Raw genomic sequence first — 25,442 nt, forward strand, 5'->3', positions numbered from 1 at the left:
TAGCTTCAGCCTTTCAATGTTTTCGTTACTTCTTTGTAATCATCATGTTTAAAGAAATATGACCCCGCAACTAACATTGTAGCACCATGGTTTATAACAGTTTCAACAGTCTCATTGTTAATACCACCATCTACTTCGATTTCAAATTCTAAGTTCAATTCATCTTTGATTTTTGATAGTTGATCTAATTTTACAACAGTATCATTAATAAATGATTGACCCCCAAAACCAGGATTCACCGTCATCACTAATACAAAATCCACCATTTTTATCACTGGTAAGATTGCATCTACGGGTGTGCCAGGATTGATTACAACACCTGCTTTTACATTTTCATTCTTTATTTGTTCTATTACTCTATGAATATGTGGTGTTGCTTCTACGTGCACTGAGATCATATCAGCCCCGTAGTCGGCAAATAATTCGACATATTTTTCTGGTTTTTCAATCATTAAATGAACATCAATTGGCAGTCGCGTACCTTTACGCACTGCTTCAAGTATTGGTAAACCAATCGAAATATTTGGCACGAATTGACCATCCATAACATCAAAGTGTACACCGTCTACACCTGCTTCTTCTAATGCTGTTAATTCTTCTTGTAATTTTAAAAAATCAGTTGATAATAATGATGGATAAAGTTTTGCCATTTAATATCTTTCCTTTCTATTTGCAATTTCGTTAAAGAGTTGTAAGTAATGGTCATATCTGAATTGTGCAATGTTTCCATTTTCCAACTCATTTTTCACATTACATTTTGGTTCATTAATATGATTACAATCTCTAAATTTACACTTTTCGCCGTATTCATTAATCTCCATAAAGTAATTTTTTAATTCGTCTTTTTGGATATGTGTAAAATCTAACGCACTAAACCCAGGCGTATCTGCTATATAACCATGGCTTCGTTCAAAAAGCTCTATATGTGTTGTAGTATGACGACCGCGGTTAAGTGCTTTTGAAATATGTTGCGTTTCAATATTCAGTTCTGGAAAATATTTATTTAATAGTGTTGATTTACCGACACCAGATTGACCGCTTAATACAGCAAGTCCTTCCCCCCAAGCAGCAAAAACAGGTTCAATATCATCATCGATACTAATGAATTGTGTTTTATAGCCCATATTTTCATAAATATTTAACAATTGTGTAACTTTTTGCTGCGTTTCAACTGAGGCTAAATCTCTTTTAGTTATGAGAATACGCGGGCGCATATGATACGAATGCGCAATGACTAAAAATCTATCTAGTAATTGCGTTGAAAAATCAGGTTCTACTGCACTCATTACTAATATAAGATGATCCACGTTACTAACAAGTGGCCTTTTTAATTCATTTTTTCTATCATGAACGTATTGAATATATCCTTCTGTTATATTTTCAACTTCGAAATCAACTACATCACCAACGATTGGTGAAAATTTATTTTTTCTGAATAAACCGCGTGGTTTCGTATCGTACATTTCACCTTCTACATCTACACGATAAACGCCACTTAATGATTTTATAATGCGTCCTGTCTTCACTTAGACACCTCTCTTTAAAAACTATTATCTTATATATTATAGCAAAGCCTTTTTAATTTAAATATGATTTAAGACTATTTCGTATAAAAATCAGCATAAACCATCTTACTATTCTTATATAAACAATAAAACCTATAAAATAAAACACCATTTCAACAGACTTTATATCAGTTGAAATGGTGTTCACTTATGTTTATTTGACTCTAAGATAAATTAGCAACACTAAACTCTCTTTGTTCGTTAAGTGCCAGTTCAGATCGCAAGCTTTGGCTTGCATTAGCAACACTAAACTCTCTTTGTTCGTTAAGTGCCAGTTCAGATCGCAAGCTTTGGCTTGCATAAGCAACACTAAACTCTCTTCGTTCGTTAAGTGCAAGCTCGGATCGCAAGCTTTGGCTTGCATAAGCAACACTAAACTCTCTTCGTTCGTTAAGTGCAAGCTCGGATCGCAAGCTTTGGCTTGCATAAGCAACACTAAACTCTCTTCGTTCGTTAAGTGCAAGCTCGGATCGCAAGCTTTGGCTTGCATAAGCAACACTAAACTCTCTTCGTTCGTTAAGTGCAAGCTCGGATCGCAAGCTTTGGCTTGCATAAGCAACACTAAACTCTCTTCGTTCGTTAAGTGCAAGCTCGGATCGCAAGCTTTGGCTTGCATAAGCAACACTAAACTCTCTTCGTTCGTTAAGTGTTGCTAAAAATCATAAGGGATATCTTTATCAGCAACGATCTTATCATCAACTCGAATGGTATATCCTGCTGTCTCACCTTTTTGAATTGTCATTGGGATTTTTACTGTTTTATTTTCTTTTATCTTGTACGTCTGTGAAGGTGAATCGCCTTCGTCATCTTTATCTCTTACATAAACTTTGACTTCTTGGCTCTCATCATCATCACCTGTATACTGTACTTGATATGTCTCTGTATACGTTTTGTCTAGTTCATCATCTTTAGACTTATCTTCATCTTTTTTATCAGAATCTTCTTTATCCTTGTCTTTGTCTTCATCTTTTTCCTCAGGTGCTCCTTTAGAAACTGTGAATCCAATAGTTGAACCTTCATCAACTTCTTCACCTTTTGGTGATTGGCTGATAACGTGATCTTTCTTAACTTTGTCGTCGTCTTGTTCTTCATTAACCACAACTTTAAAGCCTTTAGCTTCTAACTCTGATTTAGCTGTTTTAAAGGATTTGTTTTCATAATCTTCGACATAAACTTGTTTTGTACCTAATGATTCAGTTAATTCGATATTACTATCATTCACTTCAACTTTATCGCCAGGTGATACGTTTTGTCCTTCGATTAATCCTTTAGCTACATTTTGGTTCGTATACGCTTGTTTTACTTTAGCGTCTTTAATGCCTAAGTCTTTCAACTTATCCATCGCTTCTGCTTTAGGGATACCATAAAGACTAGGCATTTCTGCTAATTTAGGCCCTTTAGATAAAACGATATCCACCTTACTATTCTGTTCTAAACGCTCACCTTTTTTAGGTGTTGTTTTAATGATTTTATTTTCAGAGTATTTATCACTATACTCACGAGAAATATCACCAAGTTCTAATTTATTATCTTTTAATATCGTTTCTGCTTCTTTTTCAGTTTTACCAGATAAGTCAGGCGTCTCTAAATACTTACTCCCAAACATTCCCATAGCCATAAAACCAAATAAGCCAAATAATAAAAGAATAATTACAATAGCGTAGAAAAACTTCTTTTTCTTTGAACGTTGTTTCGTTGGCACTGCATATATATGCTCTTCACTAGATTGGAATTTTTGTTGATTCACAATAGGGATTTGCATCGTTTCTTTAATATTTTTATGTTGATTTTCTGATTGTGTTTGATTAGCAATTTCTTCTTTATTTATAGGCACTGTTTTAGTGTTCGCATCATCTGACAGATATTTTGCTTCATACTCTCTACTTTTTGACAATGCACTATCAAGATCTTCTTGCATATCTTTAACAGTTTCATAACGTTCAGATCTATCTTTTTCAGTTGCTTTTAGCACAACATTACTTATAGCTTGTGGCACATCTGATCGATGCTCCGTAACATTGGGCATCGGGTCTTGTATATGCTTAATTGCAATACTTACTGCGGTTTCTCCTGAAAATGGAGGCTTACCAACAAGCATTTCATACAATACTACACCGATGGAATAGATATCAGTTCCATTATCTGTAGACTTTCCTCGTGCTTGTTCTGGAGATAGATACTGTACTGTACCTAACACATGATTCGTTTCGGTCATTGTTGTTTCACTTAACGCTTTAGCTATACCAAAATCTAATATTTTTAAAGTTTTATCCTTTTCCACCAAAATATTTTGAGGTTTGATATCACGGTGAACAATTTTAGTATCATGCGCATGCTTGATACCATCGATAATTTGTCTCGTGAAATTCAACACAGTTTCAATATCTAATGGATGATTTTCTTGAATGTATTCTGATAATGTTGGACCTTTTATGTATTCCATCACTAAAAAGAAGTTCTCTTCATTTTCTGTGACATCAAATACACTAACAATATTGTCGTGTGAAAGTTGAGTTAAGTTATGTACTTCGCGCTCGAAACGTTTAATTGTTTCTTCTTTTTCACCCGAGGGAATTCTAATTGCTTTAATTGCAACTTGTCGGTTGAGTATCGAGTCTTCAGCAAGATAGACAGTACTCATACCACCGCCACCAAGTTTTTTAATCACTTCATAGCGTTCATTTATTAATTTGCCTATCATACTTTATCACCTTCAATCTCAGCCAAAATTAAACTTACATTATCATTCGTATCTTGCGATAATGCAAGTTCTATTAAATTTTGTCCATGTGTTTCTAATTCATTGTCTTGAATTAATACTTCTTGAATCATATGATTACGAACAAAATCAGTTAGACCATCAGAATTCAACATTAAAAAATCATAAAAATTCGTTTTTTTCACAAAAATATCTGGCGTAACTAATTTATCCGTACCCATCACTTTCGTAATAATATTGCGTTGTGGGTGCGTAAATGCTTCTTCAGCGCTAATTTGGCCGATCATCATAAGATGATTCACGAATGAGTGGTCGTTGGTAATTTGTTCAATATCTCTACTATTCACTAAATACGCACGTGAATCTCCAATATTTGCAACAACTACATAATTATCAAATACTAATGCACAAACACAAGTCGTACCCATACCTTGGTATTTTGGATTTTCTACTGACAATTGATATAATTCACGGTTAATCGCTTTTAGTGTTGTTCTCAACCAATCTTCAGCTTGATCTGCCTCGATGAGATTTTCTTCTTCAAATCGACTTTGCAGTTCATTGGTTACAAATTGGCTCGCGACTTCACCTGCAAGATGTCCACCCATACCATCACAAAGCACTAATAACTGTTGCTCTGTTTGATTATAAAATACGCCACCTGCATCTTCATTCTTATCACGATATTGACCCGTGTCAGTAAAAAATTGTGCTTTTAGCATGTCTCTACCTCGTTTCTACTTTTCGTTCCTTCGCTCTTAATTGACCACACGCAGCATCTATATCTGCACCTTGTTCTCGTCTAATTGTTGCATTAATACCTAAACGTTTTAATTCTTTTTCAAATTTAAATATGTCTTCTTTAGGCGTCTTAACGTAATTTCGTTCTGGTACGTGGTTAACAGGAATTAAATTAACATGACAATTTAAGTTTTGAATTAAATGAGCTAATTCTCTAGCATGTTCAAGTTGATCATTAACGCCACCAAACAATCCATACTCAAACGTAATACGTCTATTTGTTGTTTCTTGATAATAATTAATAGCTTCCATTAATTTTTCAACGTTGTATGCTCTGTTAATAGGCATTAATCTAGAACGTATTTCATCATTTGCACCGTGTAAACTCACAGCAAAATTAATTTGAATGTCTTCGTCTGCGAAATCATATATACGTGGAATAATACCTGAAGTTGATACCGTAATATGACGGGCACCAATATTCAACCCATTATCGTTATTGACAATTTTTAAGAAATCCATCATTTCATCATAGTTCTCAAACGGTTCACCAATACCCATGATAACAATTTGTGATACGCGTTCTTCTGATTCATCTAGTGCTTTTTGAACAGTAAGTACTTGCGATACTATTTCACCCGCTTCTAGATTACGTTTCAACCCACCTAATGTAGATGCACAGAACGTACAACCAATACGACAACCTACTTGTGTCGTAACACATACTGAATTCCCATATTCATGTCTCATTAGAACTGTTTCAATTGTATAGCCATCTTGTAGTTCAAATAAAAATTTGATTGTACCGTCTCGGCTCTCTTGTTTAACGACTGTCGTCATAGTTGTCATTGTAAAACTTTCTTTTAAAACTTCTCTAAGTTCCTTAGATAAATTCAGCATTTCGTCGATGCTATCTACACGTTTTTCATAAAGCCATTCAAAAATTTGTTTCGCTCTGAATTTTTGCTGACCATTTTGTATCAACCAATCTTGCATCTCGTCATATCTAATTGAATAAATGGACTGCTTTTCAAAATTGGGAAGAAACTTATTCTTTTTCTTCTTTTCTTCAGTAATCATAATTTAATTTTCCTTTCTTCTAATCCTAGTAATGAAAAAGCCATCAGAGTTGAAATCTTGAGGTAGTACTTGCATCGTTTTCACTTTTTCTCCAGTAATCGGGTGTTCAAATGTGTCAAACTCAAAATCTTTATTATCTTTTAAAAATGTATATACTACATTCTCATTTTCTAATTGTTCAATTGTGCATGTAGAATAAATTAACGTGCCACCTGGTTTTAAATTATCTTTCACATTATTTAAAATTTCCAATTGAATTTCGACTAATGATTGAATCGATTGTTGCGATTGTTCATATTTAATTTCAGGTTTGTGTCTTAGGACACCTAAGCCACTACATGGTGCATCAACTAAAATCTTATCATACACTTTACCATATTTTTCAGTAGCGTCGTGTTCAAAAGCAGAAATGTTAGACAATCGTAATTTTTTAATATTGAAATCTATCAAATCTATCTTATGTTCATAGATATCAGTTGCATCAATATGGCCTGTGCCGTTTAATACTTCTGCAATATGGCACGCTTTTCCACCTGGCGCACTACATGCATCTAATACTTCGTCGCCGTCAGTTAATCCCATTAATTCCGCAACGAACATAGAACTTTTATCTTGGATAGAAACTAAACCATCTTTGAACATACGTGATTCGATAATTGGTTTGCCACTGATATGCAAACACGTATCAATTTCGTTATCTTGTTCCACGATGTAATCATCTTCAACTAATCTTCTAATTGCATCTTCAATTGAAATCCTTGTTAAATTCACACGTACAGTTGTCGCTACTTTTGTTAAAAATGATTCCGCGATTGCTTCAGTTTTTTCAATACCAAAGTGTGTCGACCAATGATCTACTAACCATTTTGGCAAACTGTATTCGATAGCGATTCTTTTTTTATCATCAGTGATTTCAGTGAAGTCTGGCAAGTCACTGCGCATAATATTACGTAATATACCATTCACTACGTTACCGTTATGCGGTCCACCCTTACGTTTAGCAATTTCTACTGCTTCGTTAATAATCGCATGTTCAGGAACCTTGTCTAAATAAACATATTGATAAATACTCATCCATAATAATTGTCTTACCCAACCTTTGAGCTTTGTTTGAACGAAAGGTTTTAGTAGGTAATCCAGTGAAAATTTTCTTTTTAATGTGCCATAAACGAGTTCAGTAAATAATCCTTTATCTGCACGATTTAATTCATTATTAGATAAAACATCATTAATGATGATATTGCTATAAGCCTTGTCATTAATGATGTCTTGTAAAGTTTCAAACGCTAACTGTCGTACATTCGTGTCTATTGTCATAATAATACCTTCCCAACGAGTGACGTTTGCACTCCACTTAAGTAATTTGCAGCAAGCATTCGTTTTTTACCTGCAACTTGTATGTCTGTTAAAGCAATAGCATCTTTAGAACCCGTTGCCACGATGATTGCTTTTTTAGTTGTTTCTATAATCGTACCTGGTTTTCCCGTTTTATCTTTTTCAATTCTAGATGCATATATTTTTAAATTTCCGTCATCCATCACCGTGTAAGCAACAGGCCATGGTGATAAGCCGCGAATATGGTTATATATCTGTTCTGCTGATAGTGTCCAATCAATTTTCTCGTCTTCACGATTAATATTAGAGGCAAATGTCGCTTCACTTTCATTTTGAACAACACTGTCATTGGTGCCATCTATTATAGAGGGCAACGTTTCTTTCAGTAAGTTTGCACCTAAAAAACTCAATTTCTCGTGCATCGAACCTACATCATCTTGCTGTTCTATCTCGATAGCGCGTTGAGATATAATATCACCCGCATCTAATTTTTTAACCATATACATAATAGATATACCTGTTTCCTTTTCACCATCAATAATTGCTTGATGAATTGGAGCGCCACCTCTATATTTAGGTAATAATGATGCGTGGACATTAATCGCACCCAGTTTAGGTGATGCTAATAATGATTCTGGTAATAATTGTCCAAAAGCTGCTGTGACGATTAGGTCTGCATTTAAATCAATAAGTACTTTTAAATCTTCTGATTGTGCTAATTTTTCTGGCTGGTAGACCGCAATGTCATGTTCTACTGCCACTTTTTTTACTGGTGGTGGTGTGAGTGTACGCTTTCTACCAACTGGTCTATCTGGTTGCGTTACAACTGCAATTACATCATGTTCAGCAATTAGCATTTCTAAAACTTTAGTTGAAAAATCAGGTGTCCCCATAAATATAATTTTACTCATTGTCAAAATACGCCTCCATTTCAGCTTCACTTAAAAATTTACTTACGCGCTCAGTAAATAACTTACCTTCAAAATGGTCAATCATATGTAATATCATACGTGCAATATCATCATATGCAGTCATTTCAACCTCATTACCATTTTTATCATTACTTTTAACAACGATCATTTTGCTTCTGGTCACTTCACCATATACGTTAGGTATACTAATAGAGCCTTCTAAATCTGTAACTTTCTCATTAGATTCGCTTATTAATTGAGGATTAATCAGTTGTAACAAGCCATCTACTTCCATATCTATAATCGCTACTTTTTGCGATATACCAATTTGTGGTGCACATATAGCGGATGCACCTACATCATACATTGTATCTTCTAAATCGAGTAACAACTCCGCTAATTGAGCGTCAAATAAAGTAACATCAGGTATTGATCTTTTTAGAAGTGGGTGTTGACTCGTAACAAGCTGTTTAATTGTCATCATAATTCTCCTCACAAAAATTCATCATATCATTATAACTTATTTTGACCAAAAATGCATCATGCATTGTGTAACAGCTAATTTAAATAACCGTACTAGCCGTTTATACTTTAATTTGAAAATATATTTCATCCATTTTAATTACTACATACAGCTTAACAATTCCAAACAAAAAAAGGAGATATTTCATCAGTTTACAATAAAATATCTCCTTCGTTTTACATGTAATTCAATTATATAAATATTAATTCTCTTTTTTAATTCATAGATAAACTAGTAAGCTGTATGCCAAACTCATCAAAATTATAAGGATTCAGCCACTTTTCAAATTCTATTTTATTTTCATGCCATTCGCTATCTATCATAGATAACCAACATGTATCTCGACTTCTATTTTTATAAATTGTATGATTTCTAAAAATGCCTTCATATTTAAATCCAAGTCGTTTGGCTGCCTTAATAGAAGGTTGATTCAAAGCATCACATTTCCATTCATATCTTCTATAACCTAATGTTTCAAATACATACTTTGCTAATAAATATTGAACCTCAGTTGCAATACGTGATTGTTTTAAAACATTTGAATAATGAATATGGCCCACTTCAATAGATGCATTTTTTTGATTTATTCTTAACAATGATAAAATACCAACCGCTTCTTCCGTTTTGTTGTCAATAATTGAAAAGAAATAAGGATCTTTTGATTTAATTTTATTATTTATGTAGGCTTTAAATTGATTGAAATCTTGAGTTTGTTCATCAGGTAGATATGTCCAATTCGGCGCATCTGCTTCTACACTAAAATGGTTGAATAAATCATCGATATGTTGTGTTGACAATTTTTCCAAGTGACTATATTGTCCTTTTAATGACTTTGTTTCAGGAAAACCAGGCATTTCAAAATCATTTATTATATCACCAATTGGTTGATTGTATTCATTATATACCATTGCAACATCGCCCCTTTATTCACTCGTACTATGCCGAGATTTATAGGCTCACTATACACTAATATTTTAAATTTTGTCTATTTATTTTAAATATTAATTTATAACGCTAAGCTCAATATTTAACAAGTGCGATGATGCGCACACTTTATTGTTACACACTTATTTGGATGAATTTTTGAAGTTTGCTTGATTCACATTAAATCTTCAGAGGTTGTATTAAAAAATTCAGCCAATATTTGTGCGTCTTCATTTTTTAACGTCGTTTGCTTACTTTCTATGCGTTCAATTAATTCAGGACTTAATTTCGTATTATATAAAGATGCGATGCGATTTGATAATTCAACTATGCTTAATCCTGTAGCTTCTCTCTTATTCATTAAACTCATAGACAAAACCCCTTAGATATTGTATTTAGATGATGAAAAATACTCAGCAATGTATTTTATTGTTGATTTTAAAATCTCAGACCTTTATTTTAAATAAGTTCGATTTCAATTTATATTGGACTCGTTACTATTCAATATAACTGTACAAATCATTAAATGCAAATTTTAAATTTGATATGTTTTATATATATTGAATTTGCATACATAATAATTGTTATAGACATTTAAAGTTTTAAAAACAAAAAGTTAAAAAGACCTTTATAATAAATAGTAGCTCACTATTCACTTTTAATAACATTGTTAATTTAACTTAAAGATTTAATTACATTCACCCTATGTTATTGATTTTAGTTATTCTTTTATAATATGGTTACTATATACTTTTACAAAGGATGAATAAGTTTGGATAAAGAAAACTGGTTTATAGCTATTCTAGTAATACTTATGTTTTTAGCGTATTTATTCCCCTTCATAGATGCTATTTATAATCATTAGCAATATTAATAATCTCTTTTTTCCTCACAAAACTCCTCTAATATAATATTTCAAGGATGCAAATCGACGAATGCCAAATATATTAACCAACATTGTTAGCAATCATTCAAATATATAACATTAAAAAGGACAAACAGTTAACTAAGACTTTAAAAACGTCTCAAATTAAACTATTTGTCCTTTTTTGTAGTTTATTTAATTATACAAACCTCTCTAAACTTTGGATCAACTGTAGACAATACATTTAACTAAGTTGCTTACATCATCATTTGGGGATTAAAAAGTCTGTTTTGTCATTGTTTCACAGTGTCTATAAAAGCTTTCATATCAAGGTTTTAAGGGTATTACACTAATTATAAATTCCTACAGTGTGTGCCCTTTTCTTATTAATCTGCCCTTTTTTTGCCCTTAAAATATCCATCTATTAATTTAGGTGGGTTATTTTATTGCATAAAAAATAGCCGCCTCGAAAGGCGACTGTACACTTAAAAGTATACGGAAAAGAGTTAAACAATAAAAAGTTAGGGGCCTTCGCAAACCCTATACTCAAATTAACATTATTTTTATTTTATTTCCACAATATTCTTCAAATTAATCTTGCTTAAACCTGTTCCTTCATATAAATAGAGTACTCATTAAACAAATAAAAAACCCCCTCTAATTATAGAAGGGGCAAAGTATAAAATACTACTAAAGGAGTCCGTGTAAACGGATAAATCTATTTTAACATAAGCATAAAAATAGGCAACCTATTATGGTAGGTTGCCTAAATACTTAAGAGGACTTCTTAATTGTTAGGAAATAAAGAAGTATATATACTATAACATAAAAAAAGACAACCCCAAATGGGATTGCCTAAAAATGTAAATTTTAATAGCTTATGTCGGAAGCTAGCTATAATATAACATAATAAACACCCAGTGACATGCTTGGGTGGCTAGGGATGCCTTTAGTTTATAAATATTTATAAGGGATTATAAATGCATGTTATTTTATTTTACCACAAAACAAAAACACCCACTAGTTGGTGAGTGTTAAATTATTTAATTCTTAAAATTGCCATGCATAAACCATTCTGAGTCCTGTAATCGACTAATTCTTTAAACCCAAATTTCTTATATATCTCTCTTAATTTATCGGTATCTTCATATTCTAAGTAAGCAAAAGAACCACCGGTCAATTCTTGAGCTTCTAAAATAGTTTGATAAGCCAAGTCTAAAAGTTTAAAACCAGTTATAGCATTAGTCTTCAACGCATCTTCACTGAAATTTTTTCCTATTTGACCTATTAAATAACATGTTAATTCGATATTCCCAGTAGTTTTATCTTTTTTAGTAGCTTTATTTTTTAATTGTCCTTTAATTTTGCTAGAATACTTATTCAACTGCCTTGTTGAAAAATTTAAAGAATTTATCCCGACAGCATAATAGCCAACTAATACCTTTTCGCCTTGATAATCACTATAAACCAAATGAGTTTTAGAAAAATCATTTTTATCATAATAAATCGCTTTATTTTTAAGAAAATCTTCTACTTCATGTGCCTCATTTTTGCCAGAAAAGTCTCTTGATTTAAACTCATCAAGCAAAATTTGGACTTGATGCTCGTCAAAATTTCTTAATAATGTAGATAAAGCAACTACTTCTAAACTCATTTAATTTTTACTTTATTCATAAAATTCTGTAACTCATTATCAGTTTTTAAGCGTTTGGCATATACATTTTGTCTATTGATTCGGTTATCTTCACTTTGATCCATAGCAGTAACTAATTTGTACGCTGCTTTATTATTGAATTTATAATCTGTAGTAAAACTTTTAGTGGCCATACTACTCACTTCTTTCCTTCTAATTTTATACTATATACACATTCTAATACTATATGTTGCAAAATTGCAATAACATATACTTATTTTATTTTAATTTTTGTTATTTTAATTTGCGTACTCTTAACTTTTCACACATAAAAAAATAGGGCAAGTGCATGACGACACTTACCCTTAGTATGATAGCTATTTATATTGTAACATATTAACTAAATGTTCCCCATAATGAACCTAACTTACCAGTTTTACTATTCCACGTTCTGACCGGCATGTATACTGTTTCTCCTTCAAATGTGTCCCACGATACCCATACATGACCGTCATATTTCTGTATTTCACTATAATTAATAGATTGCCCTTTCTGTAACACTCCAGCTTGTGGCCAACCAGTCCATGGTCCAGTATAACGTGTGATAATTCCTTCACTTGCAGTTACAGTAAACGTTGCTTGCTCTGCTTTGTATAGAACGCCATCTGCATTCTTTTCCCAATCAGTAGAAGATACTGTTTGTTCGTTTTTGTGTTCATTAACTTCTTGTTTTACATCTTCTTGTTGAATAGTTTCTCCATTACCAGTTTCTAATTTACCACCATCATAATAATGTTTGATACGTTTTACAAAGTAATCTTTCATCTTGTTATTATTAGCAGTTGTATTAGCTGCACCTTTACCAACGTAAATATCCCAAGAACGATGTGGACAAGATGTACCAAAATATTGACGATGTAGATTAACAGTTGATCTATTAACTGGTAAATCATAAGACTTCAATATATCTGCTGCCACTTTTAATGTAGCTTCTTCATTTTCTAAAAATAATTTATCAGAAATACGTCCCGGATAACTTTCACAAACTTCAAGTCCGATTAAGTTATTGTTTGCCCACGTGTTACCACAATGCCATTCTGCATAATCTGTTGGGTGGTACCATAAGCATTCGTTACGGTTAACATAAACGCTTGCCCAACCATTAACATGCGTACCAGCTTTTTCACGACCGTATAACCATGGTAAATAACTAGAAGGTGTCATACTACCATAATCATTATGGATAACAATTCCTTGAATACTTGGCTTAGGTGATGTTATTTTATTACCTTTAATATGACTAGAATAAATATGTTTCAATTCTTTCACGCTCCCATTATTAGCTTTATCTTGTTTTTTATTCAGTTTGCTAATGTCGTATGTTTCTATTGGTAATCCTGTACAAACTTCTGCTTTTTCATCTGATAAATCAGTACCTTTAGGTCTTAGTTGAATGTGTAGATGGACTGCCATAGGATTGTCGTCATAGTTAGATGAACCTTGCAATCCGACTACATCGCCTTGATTAACTAAATCTCCTTTTTTGAAACGTAGAGAATCACGTTGTAAATGACCGTATATCCAATCATTACCGTTTGCGTCTCTTACTTCCAGTGTACCTCCAAAGTTGCCATGTGTTTCAGCTGTTACTACTGTTCCACTTGTTACTGATGGTACATCATTTGTAGCATTAGAATACACATCGAACGCTCTATGATAACCACCACAAAATGAATCGTAGTTAATTCCATTTTCTATATAATTACGATAACCATAATTCTTTGGATAGTTATCGTATTGTCGTGGGTCTGATGATATTTTCCAACCTTTTTCAGTTAAATAATCAATCGCATTCTTCATATATAAACATCTCCTTATTTCATATTTAAGTCTTTAGTATTACCTGTACGTCTGTTGAACGTTTCCCAGATGCCTGTAGCCATTAGCCCACTAATTAATCCAGCTAACAAACGACCAGCAATTGATAATTCAGTTACTATTTCTGGAATAAAGACAGTAATACCACCAACTGCTACACCTATTACCATTGAAATGATTGGTATGATGTTTTTAGGCACAACACTCGCTTTCTTAATAACTTGTGTTAATGCAATTGTGATTACTGAAATTATTCCTGCAAATGCTATAATTTGTTCCATATCGTTATCTCCTTTTATATATAATAAAAGCCGACTCAATGAGCCGACTTAATTGTTAGTATCTTGTTTGTCATAAAATCTATTTTCAAAGTTTTCAAAACGTGAATTTAAAGTGTCAATCTTTGAACTAATTTGCAATATTATTTTAATTTCTTCTCTTTGTTGTCTTTGTTCGTCTTTCACTTCTTTAATATCTTCAGTATTTCTCGTCACTTCGGATTCAATTCGAGTAATACGATTTTCATTATCTTTCTTATCCTTACTTATCTTCCACGCAAAAGTTGCTATCGCTAAAGCAATAGGCAAAACAGAGAAGATAAACCATGTCGTTAATTCATTTACATTCAACATCGGACCTCCCACTTTCTATAAAATAAAACCACAAGCCTAAGCCTGTGGTTGTTCTTTATAATATTCTCCTGTAATTTCTGTATATTGGTCTCTAGTCAAAGCACCATATTTCGTATAAAAATGTATATCTTCAATTGTATAACAGTTTAAATCATAATAACGTTTAATTGTCTCATATCCAGGATATTCCATTATTCTAACCCCTCTTTCAATTTAAATAATTCTTTAGTTGTTTTTGCGTTTTCTTGTCTTGCTTCTTTTAGCTCTAATTGAGTAGCAAAGAGTTGCATTTGAGATTTAGCCAAATCTTTTTCTAATCCTGAAGGTTTATAAGGTACTGTGTCGTTTTGATTTCCCTTCCATTCTTCGTACGCAACACCTATCCATTCGTTTGAATCTTCATCGAAATGAATAGGTTGATATAAATTATTAGGAGGCATTGAATCGGTGTATTTTTCTTTATCATATTCGAATATGCTTACATCACTTTTTTCATCGTAACTATCCTGAATTAACTTCGGTTCTCCATTTAGTTTATTATAAATCTGTTTATACATGTTTAACCTCCTATAAAATTAATGTACTACTAAAATCAATCGTGCTTGTTAAATCCCAATCTACTGGAGTTCGTGCTTTTAGCTCTCCATCATTTTCAATCCACATTTTTATATTACTAGGAAATGTGTTGATTATATAAGGGACTCCAATAGTTTTTATACTTGGTATTTTTCCAAAATTAACTTCACTATCAGCAGCGATATTCGATATACTACCCTTTATACTTAGTTGTTCCGTGTTGTTCATGGTAACTATTTTATAATTTACTGGATTAATGGAAGCGACATTATTTTTCAACATTACTTCTAACCAACCTGTATCTTCTGTGGCATTAGTTAACTCTTTCCAATTACCTTCTGCACCACCAGAATGGAATGTTTTGATAGAACTTCTACCAGAATAAGAAGATATTGCTATAATAACTTTTCTACCGTTGTACGATTGTGTTACATAAATTTCATAAAAACCACTATCGTCAAATGGCGTATTAATTAAACCACTACCTTCATATAATCCAGCAGTTAAAGTTGAAATATCTGTATCGATTGGTAACTCTTTAACTGCACCATCATCTTCGGTAAAACTATACTTCTGCCAATTATCACTTTGTATTTGCGTTACATAAGTTTCAGGATTAATTTCTTGCTTTATATCTTCTATTTTTTGATTTAATTCTACATCGACTTGTTCGAAGTTTGTTTTATAACCTTCTCCGATTGCTTGTAAATTACTTTTTTCTGTATCGAATAAAGTTGTCATTTCTTCCAAAATATTGATTTTACTTGCATCTATCTGCGACAACGCAATATCTTTTTCTTCAATAACTTTAGTTACATAATCCTCTGAATGTGCAATCGCCTGTTCAATTGATTCTACTCGTTGACTTATTTCAGCCTCTAATTTATCAAACTTTCTGATATAAACCAATTTAGTTTCGGCATCGAATGAATTTATTAGACTATCGACAATATTAAAAGAGAACAACCGTTGTACAACAGTGTCCTCTTTACCTTTAACGCCTATATAAATTTGACCAGTTACTTTGCCCGTTCTTTCGAGTATTTCGTTAGGCAGCGTGTATGTTACTATACCGTTCATTCCATCTTTTATTTGAACCTCGTCTTGTATCTTGAATTTGTCTGACTTCAATACAATACTTGCTTCTATATTGTCCGGACCTAAAGGGATTGGAGTATCATTTCTCGTAACAATAAAGTCAAAAACAGAAGTGTTGATATCTTGATTGAAAAAACTAACGTTCAATTCAGATATTGGTTGATACTCTGCGGTAGTCTCAAGTTTTAGTTTTTTAATTTTACTTATACTCATGTGTTATCCCAACCCTTTCGTTTCTCGTCTGTAAATTTCACCGTTTGTATCAACGTTCCAGTAACCAATTTTAGCCGAGTCACTACCATTTATAGATACTTCTCCATAGCCACCATTGTTGAATAAAACAGTGTTATTTGCATTGTCTATTCGAATAGCAAAGGCTTTATCGCCACCCCAAACCATGTTGCCTGAAATGTCGCCAGCATCTAATTCATAGCCATATATGCCACCACGTCTTGTTCCGTCTACGTTGTAATCATTTGTATTAGTAATCGTGTTATTTTTAACAAAGAAGTTGCGCATATATCTTAAGAAGAAACCATTTCTACCCGTTATGTTGATAATGTTATCTGAAATATAAATATGTCTAGCTAAAGCAGAATAACCTGTATACGGTGAGGCATCATTGATAATAGCCTCTGTCTTAACGTTGTTAATATAGTTACTGTTGATAACAAGTGTATTACAACCAATGAAACGTATACCTCTGTATGCATAACCGATTGTGTTTGTTTTGATATGAACACTTGCACATAGACTCAAAACTATAGCTTCACCCACATCGTTGTTATCTGATACGAAGAAGTTATTTGTAATGTTTATTTCAGTAATACGTGCAGTAATATCATTGTATTGCTTACCGTATGCTGTAATTCCTTTGGATTTGTAATCTTGGAATGTATTACCTTCTATTGTGTATAACATACCTGTTTGTGGTTGACCACTAGGCACACCATTAACATCGTTAGCACTAATATCATCACCGTTAACAGAAGATATACGAACACCTTCATTACATCTTAAGAATTCATTATTTAAAACTTTAACGTTGTTCCACTTATAAGGTCTTACTGCAATATCTTTAATATCTTCAAATACACAATTTTGTATTTTAAAATTCTTTTGCCAAACGTTGTGACGACTTAAATGGTTACCAATTGCTACACTAAAACTATCTAATATATCTGATTTTCTGAACACACAATTATCTATTACAACATCACGTGTTGGTGTACCATCTTCATAACCTGCACCACCAATACTGTCATCTGTATATTCGCTTAGTTGAACAGCTTCTTTATATCCCTTACCGTTTAGATCAATATACCCTTCGAAAATACAATCACGAATTTTTATATTTCTTGAACCGTTGATGTCTGTCACATGGAAACTGATCGCATTTCTAAACTTCATGTTGGTAAAACTCACATTATCATTATGTCTAAGTTGGATAAAATTAAGTTCAGTCGTAGGGAATTTATCAATATTCTCATAGTTACCATCTAATGTACCACCTGTAATTTGAACGTTGTGGACACCTTCGTATCCGTAATAAGCATCATTTTTATGACCAATATCAAAAAAGCCACCACTCCATCCACGATAGAGTGTGACATTTTTTTCCATTTTTATTTCAGTGTTTGAGTAAACAGCCACCCTTGCATCCATTAAGTAATCGCCATTTTTTATATGAAGTATGCCCCCTTTAGCATCTTTCAGACGATTCAAAGCGTGTTGCAACTTATTAGCAATACCTACTTCTCCTGTTTTATCTGGTTCGTATTCATCAAAATTGATTTCGATAAAACGGCTTTCAACTTCATTGATTCGATTCGTCATATTATCATATTGTGCATTTAAACGCTCTGACAATATAGGGTATTCATTCCCATCATTATCCACTCTAGCGTCTTTCACTTCTTTTAAACTGTCTTTATCCGAACCTAATACTAAATTTCTAATTCTACTCATTTGATAAATTAACATCTTATCTACTGTAGTGTTACCATGAGAAACTTGTTTACTGTCGTGTTCTACTTCATCATCTTGTTGGTGTTTATTTAAAAGTTTGTATAATTCATTAACGCCAACCTCTAACTTTTTAAAGTTACTTATATCCTCACTTCTGTACGTTTGGTCTAATTGATTACTCATGTTCGTTTGTAAACGTATCAATATTAACCCTCCTCAACTTTAACAGTGCCTAATTCTCCGCCATTATCTACAGTTAGCATGAACTTTTGACCTTCGGGAGAACGTAAAATAATAGCATCTGATTCGTTTTTTTGTATTTCTTCTTGTATTTTTTCTTCAATACCAATAACGCCTTTCACATGTGTTTGAATAAATTCAGTTTCTCCGTCGTTAGGATTAACCCAACTACGTATCTGTATTTCTTTAGTCATTGATTAACACACTCCCTACGATTGGTCCTTCTACATATCCAGTAGATGGTGTATAAATGTTGTTTATAGCGTTTTTCTTAATCGCATTATCTACATTCTTTATCTGATTAGTTATTTTATTTTGAATTTTTATGATATCGTCATTGTTGTTACTGAACGATATTTCATCTGGTTCAGGATTAAGTGGATGTTTACGATTCAACGTAACAACTTTAAGCTCTGTATCGTACTCCAGTGGTTCATGAATAAACCAAATAGCATCGTTTTCGTCTATTTGTTCTTTGTCTATATAATTGATTTCTAAACCTATTTTAGGTTGATCGTTCAATTCGCTTTTTAACCTTTTAACCAGTTCAGTTTTATCTGTAATATTATCGTCGAACACATCAGGCGCTTGTCTGTGACCGAACACATTGTAATTAGGTGATTTATATTCACCTAGTGTATGGTAAACTTCCGACCCTTGAAGAACAGCTGTTAAATTCAAAACATTAGATTTCTCTGTACCTACATACATCACAGGTTCTGTTTTATACTCTTTAACATTAGGGTCTGCACCTCTGAAAACTGCTTTGAATGTGTGGTTACCCTTACTTAAATTTTTAGCTATTATTATTTGTTCAGAACGTGCGGTGTGACTGTAACAACTGTATCTGCCTAGTAAATCACCATCAATATAAACATCTAGCAAACCACCACGTGATAACTTTTTAAGTGTCCATGTAAGTGTTTCGTTACCCCATTTACAATTAAATGTTTTTTGATAACTCGCACCTACTATCTGCGTTCGCCATGTTCCTTCTTTAAAAAAAGCCCCGTTAAACATCAAATTAGGAGGCTTAACAGGACTGTAGTTCTTAGTTTCACTTTTGTTTTTCTTTTTACCGTAACCTTTAACGTAGGTTTTCATATCTTTTGTGTCTACGGTTGCTTTAACTTCATCGTTATTATAACGGTATCTAACAACTTTTTCTGATTCATTATAAAAAGTATTGTGATCATAGAAAGTTATTTTTTTATTATCTGCAAAGTAAATATAATCAAATGTTTCTGCACCTTCTACAATATACTCAATACCATTTTTACCACCTAGTTCATTGACAGGTAACGATTCATTAAAGTCTCCTTTAATTTCATAAGAATAACCTAACTTGTTATCTTTAAATGCAAAGTTTAAAAATTGTTCTAGCGTCATTAAAGTATCTGTTTCATCGTCTGATACTTCATCATTCAATTCTTCCGAAGTAATATCTTTACTTACATAGTGATTTTGAAATTCATACATGATATGAAAAGCTGTTATTTCCTTAATGAACAGTAAACCATTATAACTAGCGTTAGCATCTTTTATGACATATCGTTGGCCTTGATATTCAATATATGATTCATTTTGTAACATGTTAAACACATCTTCGTTTTTACTTGTTTTGTAAGCAGTGAATGATATCTGTCTAGTATTATTACGTTCGTATTCATATACAAAAGTATCGTATGCAAAGTCGAGCAATAACTCCGACATTTTATCATTTAAATCTGTGACGATAATATCGTAATTTTCCATTTTATCACCTACCTATATATGAAAGGGAAAACAAATTCTATTTCAAAATTTGATATTTTCCCCCACACTTCGAATGTGTTATATCCTGGTGCAAGCCTTAAAATACCATGATTAGTTTGTCTACCACATCGTTTTCCATCTTTATAGGCGTAACCACCATCGATGATGAAACTTTGATTTGCTTTTAATTTACCTGTGTATTCAAACACATCTCCTGTTTCTTTATTGATGATTTTGAAACCTGTTTCAGTAGCTAATTTAATTCTTATTTTCAATTTATGACTATGTCTTGGGTCTATGGTGCCGCTACTTCCGTTAAATATTTCAAACAATGTACGTGTATGTTTATACTTAATATCGCTATCAGGTACTAATCCATTTTCAAATTGCCATTTTCCATCGCCTAATGAAAACTGATCTGTAGGATAAAGTGATTCTGAATAACCTTTAAATACTACAAATTTTAATGAAAAAGTTCCGAAATCAGAAGTTAAATTTTCAATAGTGTTTTCTTCACAATAAACTGCGTACTTTTTTCCTGGCATATCAGAATGCCATACATAATACGGGTCGCGTGTGAATAACAGACCCCTTAATTTTTGTTTAACTAGATGATAATCTTTTATGTCTACACCTTTGAAAGCGAAGTTCAACACCAAAGAAAAAGGACCAAATGTACTTGGTCCCATTAAAACACCATCAACACCGTTGACAGATTGTGTATTTGTTTGTACTTCAACACCTTCTTCTTCAAAATCTAAAAATTTCAAACCTTTTATGTTCGTTAACATGGTTGTGAATGTATCATTGAATATTTTTACTTGTTTTTCCAATTTCGTTAAACACCACCTAAACTATATGCCATCATTTGTGCTTTTTTACCTTGAGCTTGAGAAACATCACGTTCAGTAAATCCTTTAGGTTGTCCTTCAATGTGTTTATTACTTCTTGCGATTTCCATTAAAGCGTCAAGTTGTTTCTGTTGGTTAGCAATCATTTGTAATAACAAGTTCGTGTTATCGTCACCAGATTGAGAACCATATTTATTACTCATGTCATTAGGACGTTTGTTTTTCTTATCCTTAATCTTACTTTGTGCGTAACCAATTAATTTCATTGCATCGTTAGCACGTGCCGGATCAAGTGGTACAACTACTTCACTATGTCCGTCCTCTGCAAGGTTATACATGCCTTCACTGTTTATGATGCCCCCAGTTTTATAAGGTAAGCCGTGACCAATACGGTCTAACATTTTCTTAGGTCCGTATGTTGCTTTAGCGTATCTCATACCAGCGATTAGGTTGTCTAACGGGTTCCAAATATCTCCATGACCAGATAATTTAAAAGCATTGAACGTTCCAGGTTTAACTTGTACTAAACCACTAGCGCCGGATGGGTTTTTCGCCTTTGGATTAAACGTTGATTCTGTTCTCGCCTGTTCTTGCCAAGCTTTAATATATTTAGAAGTTTGTGGTAATCCAGCCATTCCAAGTGCTTGTTTGATTTGTTTACCGTATTTACCTCCGCCTTTACCTCCACCATTGTTAGTTTTTAACCAATTAGTTGGGTCGAAAGGTTTACCGTTTTTTCTCATCTCATAATGAAGATGGGGTCCTGTAGAATCCCCTGCACTAGCACCTTGTCTAGATGGATCTCCACCGGATAATCCTAAATAACTACCCGGTTTAACTTTCTTACTGCCATTAAACGCAAGTTTACTCATATGACCATAGATAGCTTGCATAGCACCCGATTTAATCCACATGCTGTTACCGAAACCGCCATTATATCCAGACTTAGCTGTTGCTGTTCCGCCTAGTGTAGAATAAAGTTTACTTCCATAAGGATAACCAATATCTAAACCGTTATGCGGTCTGTTGAAAGGATAACCTGGAGGGAAACCGAAACCATAGTTAATACCATGTGATAAATCAATATATCCACCATCGCCAGCAGAACTAGCTTCTGTTAACCAACCATCAAATAGTGATTTAACGCCACCTTTAAGACCTTTCCACATACCGTCCCACATCATGTCTTTAGGAATTTCACCTTTGACTTTTCCAAAATCTACACCGAATTTTTTCAACATAGCGTTTACTAATTTACCGGGACTACCAACGTAATCTAGTAAGTCGCCGCCAATTTTAGCAGCAGACTTAGCACCAGCTTCTACAACTTTCTTGCCAGTCTCGGCACCCTCTTTAACTTTCTTCTTACCAGAGTTAGCAACGTCTCCAGTTTTCTTGAGTCCTTTAGCTGCATTTCCAACTAGCATTTCTTGTAGTTTATTTCCGCCACCAGATACACCCCATGCGCTATTTTTCGCAAGTCCTGTTCCGATTGCGTCCATACCACCATGCTCATGTTTATTCTTCTTAGCATCTTTTAGTAAATCATATTTTTTCTTCTTATTTGTACCTCTACTGAACTTAGGTAATACTCCAGCTTTTTGAGCTTTCTGTACAGAACGTCCACTGTGGACGACATCGCCTTTACCTAATGGAACAGTCACGTCTCTACCTTTAGGTGCGAACATTTGACCGTTAGCTCTTTGAATAACTTCTTGATGTCCACCGATACCCGAGCCATTACCCGGTCCTCTGTCATTCACAGTGGCTAAAGTTGGACTACTGATAGCACCATTCGATACAACACTGCCACTTGCACCCGATGTACCAGTTGATAAATGAGGTATTTCTTTATCTATACCTAATTTTCCACCGACCCAGTTAACACCGTCAATTAATTTATTAAGCCCTTTTTTAATTCCACCAACCATATCATTGATCGTACCGCCAATTTTATCGGCAAATCCTTTAATACCATCTTTCATGTTCTGGAAAGTACCTTTTACAGTAGACCATAAACTAGAAGCGACACCAGTTACTTTGTTCCAAATTTTATCCCAAGTGTCGTAAAGGTTGTCTTTTACTTTTCCTATAATTGACTTAATAGAATTTTTCAGATTGTTAAACTTATCTTTCACACCGTTCCATAATGATGTGGCAATTGAAACAACTTTATTTCTAACTTTCTGCCAAATATCGTATAAGAAATCACGTACAGCATTGAATATTATTCTTGTTCCACGTTTCAAGTGATACCAAAACGTCTCCACGCCAGACCACAACGATTTGGCAAAACCTATTACTTTACCTTTGATATAGTTCCAAACACTTAATGCGAAATTCTTAACAGAATTAAAAATTATAGTTGTTCCACGTTTTAAGTGGTACCAGAATGTCTGAACACCAGACCATAGCGACTTGGCAAAACCTACTACTTTATCTTTAATCCAGTTCCAAACATTAATAGCAAAAGTTTTTACGGAATTAAAAATTGATACTGTACTATTTTTTAACCAAGTAAAAGCGTTTTTAACGCCAGTCCAAATACCTTTTGCTAATCCAACTATTGTATTTTTAATTACGCCCCAAATTGTCTTAGCTATACCTAAGATTCCAGCAAACGCTAATTGGAACAGATTTTTCAGTATACTTAGAAAGCTTTTAGCAACTTGTTTTAATCCTTCGCCGAATAGTTTCCAGTCACCTGTGAAAATACCAATAAACATTTTAACGAATCCCATTACAACGTTTAGGACACCCATGATAATTCCTTTAATAGCATTAAACGCAATCATCACAGTATTTTTCACCATATTAAACGCATGTACTAAACTACCCATTATCAGATTCTTGAAGAAGTTTATAATAGGTATGGAATCGCTAAACGTACTCTTGAATAATCCACCTATGAATCCTAATACTGGTTGAATGAATGTCCAAAATGCTAAGAATCCATTCTTAATATTGTTTATCGCTTGCATGAATTGTGCGCCATATTTAGACCAGAAGTCACCAATAGCTGACTTAATCTGTCCACCAAACTTCATGAAGGCTTGACCTATAGGTGTTAGTACAGTCATAATTCCTGACCATAATAATTTAAATCCATTAACCACACCTGTGATCATACCGTTCACAATATTTCTAAACGTTTCAGATTTCTTGTAAGCTACAACTAATGCTGCGCCTAACGCTACCACACCAGCAATAACTAGTCCCCATGGTCCTAACATGAATGTTGCTGCGGAACCAATGCCTTTTAACGCCATTCCTAAAAGTGGTGAAGCTTTTGTAACAGTTGCCATTACTCCAGATAGGTATTTCATTACACCACCAGCTTTTGTAATACCAACCATTATTGGTCCAAGTGTAGTCATAATACTACCTAATGATGCTGTGAATGCTCCAATAACTAATGCTAGTGGACCAATTGCAGCTGCTAACGCACCAAACGCTACTATCGTACCTTGTAACCAACCAGGTAGATTAGTTAATTTGGTTGCTAAACCTGCTATAGCGTCTGCTGCCTTTCCTATAAATGGTGCTACTACATCACCAATACTAATTGCTAGTGATTCAACCGCAGATTTCATCTTACGCATTGAACCACCAATACCGCCTTCCATTTCTTTAGCCATTCGTTTGGAAGCGCCTTTTGACCCATCAATGGATTTAGTAAGCTTTTTGTAATCCTTTTCTGATGCGTTAACCACTGCCAACGCACCACTCATAGATTCTTTACCAAATATAGTTGCCGCAGCTGCCGCTTGTTGGTCTTTAGATAAACCACCCATGCTACTTCTCAATTGATCCATAACATCACGCATTGGTAGCATTTCACCGTTACTATCTGTGATAGATATACCGAGTTCATCCATCTTATCTTTCATCGCTTTAGTAGGTTTTGAAAGGTTAGTAAACATAGTACGTAATGCTGTACCAGCTTTTTCACCTTTTATCATTTGTTATATATAGGAGTTTACCCTATAATCTCAAAGTTTCCTTTGAGTATCGGACTATATCTTTATCCCTTGGGATAATCGGCGCTCGTGGATGTTTTATTGTTTGTTCTAACTCAACATCTAGTCTCTACACCTTCGTGCTACTGTTTGAACATTCACACGCTTGGCTCGGTATTAATATATCTT

24 protein-coding genes are annotated in these 25,442 nt (G+C 33.5%); all 24 read right to left on the reverse strand.

The features are described from left to right. Nucleotides 1–5 precede the first annotated feature (5 nt). Nucleotides 6–650 carry a ribulose-phosphate 3-epimerase gene (rpe, locus tag NSR03_RS06495; RefSeq protein WP_021338717.1) on the reverse strand — a complete coding sequence of 215 codons (645 nt, stop codon included), beginning with the start codon at nucleotides 648–650 and terminating at the stop codon, nucleotides 6–8. Beyond that, complete coding sequence (gene rsgA, locus NSR03_RS06500; RefSeq protein WP_021338716.1) at nucleotides 651–1,526, reverse strand: ribosome small subunit-dependent GTPase A; 876 nt, start codon at nucleotides 1,524–1,526, stop codon at nucleotides 651–653. 193 nt (nucleotides 1,527–1,719) lie between these two features. Further along, nucleotides 1,720–2,181 (reverse strand): hypothetical protein, encoded by a 462-nt coding sequence (locus NSR03_RS06505; RefSeq protein ID WP_142917934.1) that lies wholly within the window; start codon nucleotides 2,179–2,181, stop codon nucleotides 1,720–1,722. Between the two features lie 36 nt (nucleotides 2,182–2,217). After that, complete coding sequence (gene pknB / locus NSR03_RS06510; RefSeq protein WP_021338714.1) at nucleotides 2,218–4,266, reverse strand: Stk1 family PASTA domain-containing Ser/Thr kinase; 2,049 nt, start codon at nucleotides 4,264–4,266, stop codon at nucleotides 2,218–2,220. Continuing rightward, the gene (locus NSR03_RS06515) at nucleotides 4,263–5,006 is read right to left on the reverse strand and encodes a Stp1/IreP family PP2C-type Ser/Thr phosphatase (protein WP_021338713.1); all 744 of its coding nucleotides are present in this window, start codon (nucleotides 5,004–5,006) and stop codon (nucleotides 4,263–4,265) included. Before NSR03_RS06515 ends, pknB begins: the two co-directional genes overlap by 4 nt. A gap of 4 nt (nucleotides 5,007–5,010) precedes the next feature. Then, complete coding sequence (gene rlmN / locus NSR03_RS06520) at nucleotides 5,011–6,105, reverse strand: 23S rRNA (adenine(2503)-C(2))-methyltransferase RlmN (RefSeq protein WP_002512298.1); 1,095 nt, start codon at nucleotides 6,103–6,105, stop codon at nucleotides 5,011–5,013. Between the two features lie 3 nt (nucleotides 6,106–6,108). Then, nucleotides 6,109–7,416: a 16S rRNA (cytosine(967)-C(5))-methyltransferase RsmB gene (gene rsmB / locus NSR03_RS06525; protein ID WP_230621995.1), complete on the reverse strand. Its 1,308-nt coding sequence runs from the start codon at nucleotides 7,414–7,416 to the stop codon at nucleotides 6,109–6,111. A gap of 2 nt (nucleotides 7,417–7,418) precedes the next feature. Further along, complete coding sequence (fmt, locus tag NSR03_RS06530; protein WP_031265888.1) at nucleotides 7,419–8,351, reverse strand: methionyl-tRNA formyltransferase; 933 nt, start codon at nucleotides 8,349–8,351, stop codon at nucleotides 7,419–7,421. Further along, nucleotides 8,344–8,832, reverse strand: coding sequence for a peptide deformylase (locus NSR03_RS06535; protein WP_021338710.1), 489 nt, complete (start codon nucleotides 8,830–8,832; stop codon nucleotides 8,344–8,346). The genes fmt and NSR03_RS06535 overlap by 8 nt, the downstream gene beginning before the upstream one ends. A 257-nt stretch (nucleotides 8,833–9,089) precedes the next feature. Continuing rightward, entirely contained in the window at nucleotides 9,090–9,782 is a 693-nt protein-coding gene (locus NSR03_RS06540; protein ID WP_021338709.1) for a GNAT family N-acetyltransferase, read from the reverse strand. A gap of 191 nt (nucleotides 9,783–9,973) precedes the next feature. Next, complete coding sequence (locus NSR03_RS06545) at nucleotides 9,974–10,168, reverse strand: helix-turn-helix domain-containing protein (RefSeq protein ID WP_046465253.1); 195 nt, start codon at nucleotides 10,166–10,168, stop codon at nucleotides 9,974–9,976. Between the two features lie 1,534 nt (nucleotides 10,169–11,702). Beyond that, on the reverse strand, nucleotides 11,703–12,317 hold the full coding sequence (locus NSR03_RS06550; protein ID WP_285342711.1) for a hypothetical protein: 615 nt from the start codon (nucleotides 12,315–12,317) through the stop codon (nucleotides 11,703–11,705). After that, a complete protein-coding gene (locus NSR03_RS06555) occupies nucleotides 12,314–12,490 on the reverse strand; it encodes a hypothetical protein (protein ID WP_285342712.1) in 177 nt (58 codons plus the stop codon). Before NSR03_RS06555 ends, NSR03_RS06550 begins: the two co-directional genes overlap by 4 nt. A gap of 202 nt (nucleotides 12,491–12,692) precedes the next feature. Beyond that, on the reverse strand, nucleotides 12,693–14,156 hold the full coding sequence (locus NSR03_RS06560) for an SH3 domain-containing protein (RefSeq protein WP_340719184.1): 1,464 nt from the start codon (nucleotides 14,154–14,156) through the stop codon (nucleotides 12,693–12,695). Nucleotides 14,157–14,170: 14 nt separating this feature from the next. Next, the gene (locus NSR03_RS06565; RefSeq protein ID WP_340719185.1) at nucleotides 14,171–14,455 is read right to left on the reverse strand and encodes a holin; all 285 of its coding nucleotides are present in this window, start codon (nucleotides 14,453–14,455) and stop codon (nucleotides 14,171–14,173) included. 48 nt (nucleotides 14,456–14,503) lie between these two features. Beyond that, nucleotides 14,504–14,803, reverse strand: coding sequence for a DUF7365 family protein (locus NSR03_RS06570; RefSeq protein WP_069826525.1), 300 nt, complete (start codon nucleotides 14,801–14,803; stop codon nucleotides 14,504–14,506). Nucleotides 14,804–14,842: 39 nt separating this feature from the next. After that, complete coding sequence (locus NSR03_RS06575) at nucleotides 14,843–14,998, reverse strand: XkdX family protein (protein ID WP_340719186.1); 156 nt, start codon at nucleotides 14,996–14,998, stop codon at nucleotides 14,843–14,845. Next, entirely contained in the window at nucleotides 14,998–15,363 is a 366-nt protein-coding gene (locus NSR03_RS06580; RefSeq protein ID WP_340719187.1) for a hypothetical protein, read from the reverse strand. The genes NSR03_RS06575 and NSR03_RS06580 overlap by 1 nt, the downstream gene beginning before the upstream one ends. Nucleotides 15,364–15,373: 10 nt before the next feature. Then, complete coding sequence (locus tag NSR03_RS06585; protein ID WP_340719188.1) at nucleotides 15,374–16,693, reverse strand: BppU family phage baseplate upper protein; 1,320 nt, start codon at nucleotides 16,691–16,693, stop codon at nucleotides 15,374–15,376. A 3-nt stretch (nucleotides 16,694–16,696) separates the two neighbouring features. After that, complete coding sequence (locus tag NSR03_RS06590) at nucleotides 16,697–18,652, reverse strand: hypothetical protein (RefSeq protein ID WP_340719189.1); 1,956 nt, start codon at nucleotides 18,650–18,652, stop codon at nucleotides 16,697–16,699. A gap of 2 nt (nucleotides 18,653–18,654) precedes the next feature. After that, on the reverse strand, nucleotides 18,655–18,882 hold the full coding sequence (locus NSR03_RS06595; protein ID WP_340719190.1) for a hypothetical protein: 228 nt from the start codon (nucleotides 18,880–18,882) through the stop codon (nucleotides 18,655–18,657). Beyond that, a complete protein-coding gene (locus tag NSR03_RS06600; protein WP_340719191.1) occupies nucleotides 18,875–20,443 on the reverse strand; it encodes a prophage endopeptidase tail family protein in 1,569 nt (522 codons plus the stop codon). The genes NSR03_RS06595 and NSR03_RS06600 overlap by 8 nt, the downstream gene beginning before the upstream one ends. An 8-nt stretch (nucleotides 20,444–20,451) precedes the next feature. Then, complete coding sequence (locus tag NSR03_RS06605; RefSeq protein WP_340719192.1) at nucleotides 20,452–21,276, reverse strand: phage tail domain-containing protein; 825 nt, start codon at nucleotides 21,274–21,276, stop codon at nucleotides 20,452–20,454. Nucleotides 21,277–21,281: 5 nt separating this feature from the next. Then, nucleotides 21,282–25,256 carry a phage tail tape measure protein gene (locus NSR03_RS06610; RefSeq protein WP_340719193.1) on the reverse strand — a complete coding sequence of 1,325 codons (3,975 nt, stop codon included), beginning with the start codon at nucleotides 25,254–25,256 and terminating at the stop codon, nucleotides 21,282–21,284. Nucleotides 25,257–25,442: the final 186 nt, after the last annotated feature.

It is taken from the genome of Staphylococcus sp. FSL W8-1207, from assembly GCF_038003745.1.
GTDB lineage: Bacteria > Bacillota > Bacilli > Staphylococcales > Staphylococcaceae > Staphylococcus > Staphylococcus equorum.